This is a genomic window from Corallococcus sp. CA053C, from assembly GCF_003611675.1.
Classification (GTDB): domain Bacteria; phylum Myxococcota; class Myxococcia; order Myxococcales; family Myxococcaceae; genus Corallococcus.
In genome coordinates this window covers 1-7,674 of record NZ_RAWA01000446.1, presented here as the reverse complement: position 1 = coordinate 7,674, position 7,674 = coordinate 1, and the positions used below count along the sequence as shown (strand labels likewise).

General features: G+C 71.3%; 6 protein-coding genes. 4 read left to right on the top strand and 2 right to left on the bottom strand.

The window, feature by feature from the left end:
• The 4 genes from D7V97_RS36810 to D7V97_RS36800 all read left to right on the top strand — a co-directional run.
• Positions 1-1,252, top strand: a 1,252-nt coding sequence (locus D7V97_RS36810; RefSeq protein WP_120615286.1) for a response regulator, incomplete at its 5' end; no start/stop codon positions are given.
• The gene (locus D7V97_RS36805; protein ID WP_120615285.1) at positions 1,249-2,088 is read left to right on the top strand and encodes a protein-glutamate O-methyltransferase CheR; all 840 of its coding nucleotides are present in this window, start codon (positions 1,249-1,251) and stop codon (positions 2,086-2,088) included. The genes D7V97_RS36810 and D7V97_RS36805, both read left to right, overlap by 4 nt.
• Positions 2,089-2,103: 15 nt before the next feature.
• On the top strand, positions 2,104-2,256 hold the full coding sequence (locus D7V97_RS44955; RefSeq protein ID WP_158623530.1) for a hypothetical protein: 153 nt from the start codon (positions 2,104-2,106) through the stop codon (positions 2,254-2,256).
• Positions 2,246-3,403, top strand: a complete 1,158-nt coding sequence (locus tag D7V97_RS36800) for a hybrid sensor histidine kinase/response regulator (RefSeq protein WP_120615284.1) — start codon at positions 2,246-2,248, stop codon at positions 3,401-3,403. Before D7V97_RS44955 ends, D7V97_RS36800 begins: the two co-directional genes overlap by 11 nt.
• Here the strand turns inward: D7V97_RS36800 and D7V97_RS36795 are convergent.
• Positions 3,393-4,319: a metallophosphoesterase gene (locus D7V97_RS36795; protein ID WP_120615283.1), complete on the bottom strand. Its 927-nt coding sequence runs from the start codon at positions 4,317-4,319 to the stop codon at positions 3,393-3,395. The two genes, D7V97_RS36800 and D7V97_RS36795, sit on opposite strands and share 11 nt — an antisense overlap.
• Positions 4,320-4,401: 82 nt before the next feature.
• A complete protein-coding gene (locus D7V97_RS36790; RefSeq protein ID WP_120615282.1) occupies positions 4,402-7,350 on the bottom strand; it encodes a choice-of-anchor D domain-containing protein in 2,949 nt (982 codons plus the stop codon).
• Positions 7,351-7,674 lie beyond the last annotated feature (324 nt).

The window sequence follows — 7,674 nt, the reverse complement described above, 5'->3', positions numbered from 1 at the left end:
AGCGCCTCCCGCGGGCCTGCCCCTGGGCCTGGAGGACGACCGCGACCAGCTCATCCCCGGCTCGCGCCTGCTGCTGGTGGTGGAGGACGACGCGCACTTCGCTGGCGTGCTTCGCGACCTCGCGTGGGAGCTGGGCTTCCAGTGCCTGCTGGCCCCCACCGGCACGGAGGGGCTCGCGGCCGCGCTCACCCACCAGCCCAGCGCCATCCTCCTGGACATCAACCTGCCGGACCACTCCGGCCTCACGGTGTTGGATCAGCTCAAGCGCAACGCGCGCACGCGCCACATCCCCGTGCACGTGCTGTCCGCGGTGGATCAGGCCCGCGAGGCGCTGGAGCTGGGCGCGGTGGGCTCCGCGCTCAAGCCCGTGCAGCGCGAAGAGCTGCTGGATGTCTTCCGCAAGCTGGAGACGAAGTTCACGCCGGGCGTGCGCCGCGTGCTGGTGCTGGAGGACGACGTCCGCCAGCGCGAGAGCCTCCAGAAGCTGCTGGAGAACGAGCAGGTCCAGGTGGAGTGCGTGGCCACCGCGCACGAAGCGCTCCAGCAGCTGCGCGAGCACACCTTCGAGTGCATGGTGATGGACCTCCAGTTGCCGGACCTGAGCGGCTACGAGCTGCTGGAGCAGATGGCCGCGCAGGAGGACGTCTCCTTCCCGCCCGTCATCGTCTACACCGGGCACGCGCTCAGCCGGGACGAGGAGCAGCGCCTGCGCCGCTTCTCACGCTCCATCATCATCAAGGGCGTGCGCTCCCCGGAGCGGCTCCTGGACGAGGTGACGCTGTTCCTGCACCAGGTGGAGTCGCACCTGCCGCCGGAGCGCCAGCGCATGCTCCAGGCGGCGCGCGACCGGGAGGCCACGCTGGATGGCCGGCGCATCCTGGTGGTGGAGGACGACGTGCGGAACATCTTCGCCCTCTCCAGCGTGCTGGAGCCCCGGGGCGCGAAGGTGGAGATCGCGCGCAACGGCAAGGAGGCCCTGGCGATGCTCACCCGGAGCCTTGCCCAGCCGCAGCTCGCCGTGGACCTGGTGCTGATGGACATCATGATGCCGGAGATGGACGGGCTCACCGCCACGCGGGAGATCCGCAAGCACTCCGAATGGCAGAAGCTGCCCATCATCGCGCTCACCGCGAAGGCCATGCGCGACGACCAGGAGAAGTGCCTCCAGGCGGGCGCCAATGACTACATCGCCAAGCCGCTGGACGTGGAGAAGCTGCTGTCGCTCCTGCGCGTGTGGATGCCCCGGGGATGAGTCCGCACCGGCTCGACGTGGCGTCGAAGGACTTCGACATCGAACTGCGCCTGCTGCTCGACGCGCTCTATCTCAAGTACCACCACGACTTCCGCGGCTACGCGGTGTCGTCGCTCAAGCGCCGGATGGCCCAGGCCGCGGCGCACTTCGAATGCGCCACGCTGTCGCGGCTCCAGGACCGGGTGCTGCACGAGCCCGCCCTCTTCCCCGCGCTGCTCGACTACCTCACGGTGCAGGTGAGCGAGCTGTTCCGGGACCCGACCTACTTCCGCGCGCTGCGCGAACACGTCGTGCCGGTGCTGCGCACCTACCCGTCCCTCAAGGTGTGGGTCGCGGGGTGCAGCAGCGGGGAGGAGGCGTGGTCGCTCGCCATCCTGCTGCGCGAGGAGGGGCTGCTGGAGCGCACGCTCCTGTACGCCACGGACATCAACCCGCTCGCGCTCCAGCGCGCGGAGGCGGGCGTGTACGCGGTGGAGCGCATCGCGGACTTCACCCAGAACCACCGCCTGTCGGGCGCGCGCACGTCGCTGTCGGACTACTACACGGCCGCGTACGGCCGCGCGGTGTTCGACAAGTCACTCAAGGCCCACCTCGTCTTCTCGGACCACAGTCTGGCCACCGACAGTGTGTTCGCCGAAGTGCAGCTTCTGTCGTGCCGCAATGTGCTCATCTACTTCAACCGCGACCTGCAGGAGCGCGCGCTGGGGCTCTTCCACGAAGCGCTCTGTCACAAGGGCTTCCTGGGCCTGGGCGCGCGCGAGTCCCTGCGCTTCTCCGCGCACGAAGCGGCCTTCGCCCCGGTCGTCCCCGAGGAGCCGCTGTACCAGAAGCGATAGAGGACCCCACCGCCCATGGCCCCCCAATGCATCCCCGGAGTCACCCGCGCGGGCCGCGTCGACGCCATCGTCCTGGGCGCTCCAGCGGGCGGGGTGGTGGACTTCGTGCTGCCTCTTGAACAGATGCCTGCGCACATGAAGGCGTGGGGAGGCCTTGATGCTGTCTGATGCGTCCATCCCCTACAAGGAGCCCCAGGGCGTGTCCTCCCGGGTCAAGTGTCTGCTCGTCGATGACCTGGAGGAGAACCTCCTCGCATTGACCGCGCTGCTGCGGCGCGACGACGTGGAGGTGTACTGCGCCCCGTCCGGCGCGCACGCGCTGGAGCTGCTGTTGCAACACGAGTTCGCGCTCGCGTTCCTGGACGTGCAGATGCCGGACATGGACGGCTTCGAGCTGGCGGAGCTGATGCGCGGCTCGGAGCGCACGCGCGACGTGCCCATCATCTTCGTCACCGCGGGCGCGGGCGACCCGCGCCGCATGTTCAAGGGCTACGACGCGGGCGCGGTGGACTTCCTCTACAAGCCGCTGGACGCGTACGTGCTGCGCAGCAAGGCGGAGGTCTTCTTCCAGATCCACCGGCAGAAGCAGCAGCTGGCCCAGCAACTGGACATCCTCGCGGAGACGCTGCGCCTCAACGAGATGTTCACCGCCGTGCTGGGACACGACCTGCGCAACCCGCTGAGCGCCATCCTCACCGCGGCGGAGCTGCTCCTGCGCCGCACGGAGGACGAGGCCGTGCGCAAGACGGCCGCGCGCATGCTCGCGAGCGGCAAGCGCATGGGCCGCATGATTGAAGACGTGCTGGACCTGGCGCGCGCGCGGCTCGCGGGTGGCATCCCGCTGCGCCGGGGTCAGACGGACTTCGGCCAGCTGGTGCAGCGCATGGTGCAGGAGCACCAGACGGCGTGGCCCCGGCACACCATCGAGGTGCAGCAGGACGGCGACCTCGTGGGGGACTGGGACGCGGACCGGCTGGCGCAGGTGGCCTCCAACCTCATCGGCAACGCGCTCCAGCACGGCGACACCGCGGAGCCGGTGCGCATCCGCGTGGACGGCACGCGCGACGACGCGCTGCGCTTCACCATCACCAACGTGGGCGTCATCCCGCCCCGCCTGCTGCCCTTCCTCTTTGATCCGTTCCGGGGCGGCCAGCAGAACCGCGGCCGGGGCGAGGGGCTGGGCCTGGGGCTCTACATCGTCCAGCAGATCATCCAGGCCCACCAGGGCGGCGTGGAGGTGCTCTCCGGCGAGGGCCCCTACACGGAGTTCCGCGTGGAGCTGCCGCGCCGGGGCCAGGACGTCGTCAGGCTGTAGCGCCAGGAGGGTCGTCGCCGGGCCCGTCACCGGACCCCGGTTCACCCAGGGCCGGCAGCGTGTGCAGCCCCCAGCGCTGTCCCGCCTCCCACGCGACGGTGCCCGTCACGCCCCAGCCAGCGCGCTGCGCTTCACGGCCCTCGAACTCCAGCCAGAAGACGGCGGTGTCGGGGCGGGCCGCTTGATCCAGACACGCCACGCGAGACTGCGTGCGCCCCAGCGCCTCCAGCGAGACGGCGAAGGGCTTGTGCGAGTGACCGCAGAGCACCCAGCGCGGGTGCACCGCGTCCACCAGCTTGCGCGTCACCGGGTTGCCAATCCACGGCGAGGGCAGCGGCAGCGCGGGCGCCAGCCGCTCTTCACGGGCCTTGTGCACGATGCCCCGGGGCCACTCGTGCACGAGCAGCAGGTCCACGTCCTTGAGGGCCGCCACCCGCTCCACCTCCGGCGCGCGGAAGTAGCCCGCCTGCTTCGCCGTATCCAACGACGTGGGGCGCTTGAGCGGCTGGTCGATGAAGCGCGGCGCGTGGATGCCGGACAGGTAGGCCACCCGCAGGCCGCCCAGGGTCCGCAGGCCGGCGCGGCCCAGGTAGTGGACGTCCGGGGCCAGCTCGCCGCCGTCGGGCAGGTCGTGCAGCGCCTCGAAGTCCTCGTTGTTGCCGCCAATGAAATACAGCGGCCGCTTCATGCGCCGCAGGCCGTCCGCGTACTCGGCGAACTCCGCGGGCATCGCTCGCTTGGCGGCCTTGCGCCGGTGGTCGTCCGCGTGGCGGAAGGCCTCCACGTCGCCCACGGCCAGGGCGAAGTCCACACGGCGGCCCCGCGCCTGCTCCAGCGCGTCCAGCCACGCCTCCACCCGGTGGAAGCGGCCATGGATGTCACCCAGCGCGGCAACGAGAAGGGAGTCCGGCGGCATGTCCCAACTCAAAGCCTCCCGTCCCGCGCTGTCGAGTCGTCCGCCCCCACTCTGCCCGATGACGGACGAATGGCTGCCCGGACTACGGGCAACCGAGCGGATAGGTGATTTCCACCAGGGCGCCGGGCCCCGGGACGCGCAGCCGGTCGAAGACGACGGCGTTGACGGGGGCTTCGTAGGACCAGCCGTCCGTCACCAGGGTGCCGTCCACCCGGACGGTGATGGCGCCCGCGTCCAGCGGCTTCTCCGACAGGGGGAAGCTGCGGTTGGCGCCGAAGGCGCTCTCCGACAGCTTCTCCAGCGACGCGGCCCAGTTGGGCGTGCAGATGCTGTCCACCACGCCTCCCAGCTTCAGGGCGAGCTCGATGTAGCGACTGCCGGAGCTGCTGGAGGTGGGACAGGTGTTGAGGTCCAGCGGGCCCACCACCGCGTTGAAGGACACCTTGCTCCGGTCGTTGCCCTTCAGGGCCAGGAAGTACGTCTCGTAGAAGGACACCGGCTGCGAGCTGAAGTCCTCCTCGTCCGACAGCGCGATGATGGCCAGCTTCGCGTCCTCGCGCAGGAAGCCGCCGTTGCCGTCCCCGGGCTGCGGCGTGCGCGGATCATCCAGGTTGTAGAGCAGCGGATCCGACAGCGCGCGCCACGCGGCGTCCAGGCCCTGTTCGTTCCAATGGCACACCCCCACGTGCGTGTTGGTGGCGAAGACGCTGGCCGCGTGGGGCGTCTGGGGCGTGATGATGCGCGGGCTGGTGCCGTCCACCGGGAACAGGCGCCCGTTCTCCCCGCCGAGCGCGCCGCCGGGGCATTCCGACCAGCCGCCGGGCGAAGGGTCCAGGCCGGTGGTCGTCACGCCGATGCGGTAGTCCACCTGCGCCGCGGTGGCCGCCGTGAGGAAGGCGGCGAAGTTCGAGCCCAGGCTCTGCTGCTCCTCCATCATGGACCCCGAGTTGTCGACGATGAAGAGCACGTCCACCTTCGCCTCCGACTCCTGGAAGAAGCGGTCCGTCTGCTCCGTCCTCGACAGGCCGCGCCCCACGAGCCCCGCGTTGTAGACAGCGCCGTCCGCCAGCGTGAAGCGCACCGTGGCCGTGTCGTCCCCCTCCTGCGCGGGCGTGTACTTCGCGGTGAGCTTCACGCGCGCCCCCGGCGGCATCAGGGCCGGCAGCGCTCCCGACACCGCGAACTCCGCGCCGGGCTGCTCGAGCTTCAGGCCCGTCACCGTCACGGGGCCCGGACAGTCGTTGTAGGCCATGAACTCGCGGGTGCGAGGGCCGCACGTCAGCCGGCTGACGCCGAAGTCCACGGTGGTGGGCTGCACGGAGAAGCACCCCCGCACGCCCCGCCCGCTCAGCGTCACCAGCGGATGGCCCAGCGTCGGATGGCTCACCCACCCTTCGGCGAGCCCCTCGAAGACTCCCTCCTCCGGCGGCTGGAAGCGCACCACGAGCGTCGCCTTGCGTCCGGGCTCCAGCACCCCGTTCACCACCGGCTCCGCGCGGAAGGCCCCGTCCGAGCCCGACGCGAGCTGCAGCGCCGACAGGTAGCACGCCTCCGAACCCGTGTTGCGCAACGTCACCCCCAGCGCCACCTCCGAGCCCACCGGCACCTGGCCGAAGTCCAGCGACCCGGGCAGCGCGTACACGCACGGCTTGAAGGCCCGGCCCTCACCCGCGAGCACCACGCCCTCCGTGGCGTTGGCGCCGTCGTGGCTCGTGGTGACGGCGAGCTGCCCGCCGCTCGCGCCGGAGACGCCCGCGCGCGGGCTGAACGTCAGGCCCACCTTGAGGACACCCCCCGGTGCCACGGTCTGGTTCGCCGGCGGCTGCGCGAGCGTGAAGTAGCCGCCCGAGCGCGTGGTGAGCTTCAGCCCGGTGACGGACGCCTCCTCGCGGCAGCGGTTGTGCACGGTGACGTCGCGCGTGGCCGTCATGCCGAAGGCCACCGCCCCGAAGTCCAACCGGTCCGGCGTCACGTCCACGCACGACGAGCCCCCCTCGCCCACCAGCGACACCTTGGGGCCCGGCGACGTGGTGTCCGGCTTGCGCACGGCCACCTCCACGCGGCCGGTCCGCGCCTTGCCGGAGGCCTTCGGCGTGAAGGCCACGCGCAGCTCCACCACGCCTCCGGGCAGCAGGACATCGTTGGCGAGCGCCGGCGCGCTCACCACCTGGAACACGCCGGACGGATCCTCCAGCAGCGTGGCGCCCGTGTAGCGCAGGGGCTCATTGCCCTGGTTGCGCACGGTGATGCGCTCCTCGGCGGTGGCGCCCACCGCCACCCGGCCGAAGTCCACGCGCAGCGGCGTCACCTCCAGCATGCTGGCGACCCCGGTGCCGGTGAGCGTCACCACCGCGGGCTCGCAGCCCTCGCACACCGTGATGTGCAGGGCCGCCTCGGAGGTGCCCAGCCGCACCGGGCTGAAGGCCACGGGCAGCTTGCGCGTCTCATGGGGCGCGAGCGACGACGGCAGGCCTGAACCGGCGGAGAATTGATCCGCGTCCGCGCCCTGCACCGACAGCATCAGCGGGCTCTCCACGTCGGAGGGGTTGCGCACCGTCACCTCGCGCATCTCCACCAGCCCCAGGTTCACGTTGCCGAAGTCGAGCGCCGTCTCCGGCACCTCCACCAGCGCCTTCACGCCGCGCCCGGTGACGGGCACCTTCGCCACCGCCTCGCCCGTGGCGTCGGTGAGCACCTCCAGCTGGCCCTGCACCGCGCCCTCCACGTCGGGCGTGAAGCGCACCTCAATCTCCTGCTCCGCGCCGGCCGACAGCGTGAAGGGTTCGAACGGAGGGATGCTGACGTTGGGCAGCGACGAGCGCGCCCCTTCCACGCGGTAGGACGCGCGGCCCTGGTTGGCCAGCCGCAGCTTCATCGCCTTGGTGCGCCCCAGCGCGGAGGCGCCGAACTCCAACAGCTCCGGCCGCGCCGCGAACCCCGTGCGCGCCTGGTGTGACGAGGGCCGCTCACACGCCGTCCACGCCACCGCCGCCACCATCACCGCCACCGCCGCCCATCGAGTGCTCGCCATACAGGGTCCCGTCCTTCCCACACCTGGCACCGGCGTCCCCCCGCACTGCGTTCCGCGTGGATCCGGCCGCGCCCGGGCAGTGCAACCCGGGTGCCCGGTTTCCCCAGCGAGGCGACGTCGCGCCCCTGACACGGCAACCGGGCGGTCACGCTGGGGAAGCGCTCGGGACGCACGCGGCCAGACAGTTCCTCGTCGGAGCGGGCCACGGAAAAAGCTTCTCGAACGGCCGCTGCCTCACCGACCTCCCGGACCTGGGGGCAGGCCGCCTTTTCGCGGGGCGCGTGGTGACCGGGGAACAGCCGCGTGCCCCCCGGGGTGGCCGGG